The following is a 1,796-nucleotide window of genomic DNA, read 5'->3' on the forward strand; positions in this document are numbered from 1 at the left end:
GCCCAACGGTACTAACATAGTAGCCTCTAGCCCAAAACTTTCGATTTCCATACTTATATTTCAAATTAGCGTGTTTATCAAATATCATTAGAGCACTTTTACTTTTCAAATATCCCATAAAATCGGAAATCGAAAATTTTGGGGGTATCAAGACAAGCATATGAACATGGTCTGGCATCATGTGTCCCTCAATAATTTCCACGCCTTTGTATCGACATAGATGACGGAAAATATCAATTAAGTCCTGCCTTATTTTGTAGTAAATGGATTTTCTACGGTACTTAGGTGTGAAAACTATGTGATATTTGCACATCCATTTGGTATGTGATAAACTGTAACTGGTTTTAGCCATTTCTTTTTCCTCCTTTATCTAACCTGAACAATTAGATTATATCAGGAAAAAGAAATGGAAGCTCAAAGCCTTGTCAACCACCAGCATAGCTGGTGGTTTTCTTGTTTTTCTCTACGAGAAAAACTGGCTCGAAGCCATAAAAAAAGAACGACTATCAGTCGTTCTTCAATAACATACGGAAGACATGGGATTCGAACCCACGCACGCTGTTACACGCCTACCGCGTTTCCAACACGGCCTCTTGAGCCTCTTGAGTAATCTTCCATATATGGAGCTGGTGGGAGTCGAACCCACGTCCAAACACCTGCTAACTTATTCGTCTACAACCATAGGTTATGTCTTGCTTTAACTTGAACTCGATACATAACTCAAACCTAGACCAAGCGAGTCAGTAAATCTCTTTTGGAACTGCCTGACTCAATCCCAACGTAGCTTGCTATTTTAAGACCAATCAGCAAACACAAGCAATTCGCGACTGGTCACGCAGGCAGGTTATTAAGCTGCTAATGCGTAAGTGTTTGTATTTTTTGCAGTTATATTTAACTGGCATTTTTACATCTGCCGATGAGTTGCAGAACAAGCCTCATAATGCCTGTCGAATCCGTAACAACCCCGTAGGATTTGATACAGGAATTATTATAGCAGAATTTTTTATAAATAGCAAAATTATTTTACATTTTCCTTACAATTTAAAAAAATTTTGAAATATGGTAAAATGAAAGTATGTATAAATTTTGGCAAAAAACCATTCAAGTATTAAGTATTTTGACCCTTATCGGGACTGCTATTTTTCTGTTTTGGCTCTATAAGATTGGCATTTTGAACGACCAAAATGTCTTAAGCGATTTAATCAAAAGCCAAGGTGCTTTAGGTAGCCTCTCCTTTTTAGCTATTCAGATTATTCAAGTTGTATTTCCGATTATTCCAGGCGGTGTTACGACTGTTGTGGGTTTCCTCGTATTTCATTTTTGGTGGGGATTCTTTCTCAATTATCTTGGAATTTCAATCGGTAGTATCATCCTTTTCTGGTTGGCTCGTCGCTATGGAAAGAAATTTTGTCTCCTCTTCATGTCTGAAGATACGTTTTACAAATATGAAAGCAAAATTGATAATAAACGTAGTTATGAAATTTTCTTTATTCTTTGCATGCTTTCTCCCATTTCTCCAGCTGACATAGTGGTGATGATTACTGGATTAACAAGCATGAGTTATCGGAAATTTATTATGATTACTTTACTTTGTCGCCCTTTCTCAGTTGTGGCCTATAGCTTCTTTTGGATCTATGGCAGCCAATGGTTGCAGCAATTATTAGGATAAAAATGAACGAGGCTGGGCAAAAACTAGCCAGTAAATAAAAAACACAGATAGATTCAAGCTGATTTTGATGAAATCCAGCCGTACTGTCTGTGTTTTTCTTTTTATCTCTATTATCTTGGACTATTTT

General features: G+C 36.9%; 2 protein-coding genes, 1 tRNA gene and 1 other RNA gene. 1 reads left to right on the forward strand and 3 read right to left on the reverse strand.

Annotated features, from left to right (window positions below):
- The 3 genes from tnpA to ssrA form a co-directional block, all read right to left on the reverse strand.
- The coding region (gene tnpA, locus ODU41_RS10695) for an IS200/IS605 family transposase (protein WP_398578998.1) at nt 1-352 on the reverse strand (352 nt) is incomplete at its 3' end.
- 176 nt (nt 353-528) lie between these two features.
- Nucleotides 529-616 (reverse strand) — tRNA-Ser (locus tag ODU41_RS10700).
- Nucleotides 617-618: 2 nt separating this feature from the next.
- Nucleotides 619-966: a transfer-messenger RNA gene (ssrA, locus tag ODU41_RS10705) on the reverse strand.
- A 109-nt stretch (nt 967-1,075) separates the two neighbouring features.
- Between ssrA and ODU41_RS10710 the strand changes: the two genes are divergently transcribed.
- Entirely contained in the window at nt 1,076-1,669 is a 594-nt protein-coding gene (locus ODU41_RS10710; RefSeq protein WP_002935545.1) for a TVP38/TMEM64 family protein, read from the forward strand.
- Nucleotides 1,670-1,796 lie beyond the last annotated feature (127 nt).

Origin of the sequence: Streptococcus sp. 2022WUSS083, assembly GCF_044427155.1 — a bacterium.
GTDB lineage: Bacteria > Bacillota > Bacilli > Lactobacillales > Streptococcaceae > Streptococcus > Streptococcus hashimotonensis.

Bases quoted from the DNA above. Each gene is read 5' to 3' on its own strand.
- ODU41_RS10710 (WP_002935545.1), top strand. From the start codon at position 1,076: ATGTATAAATTTTGGCAAAAAACCATTCAAGTATTAAGTATTTTGACC.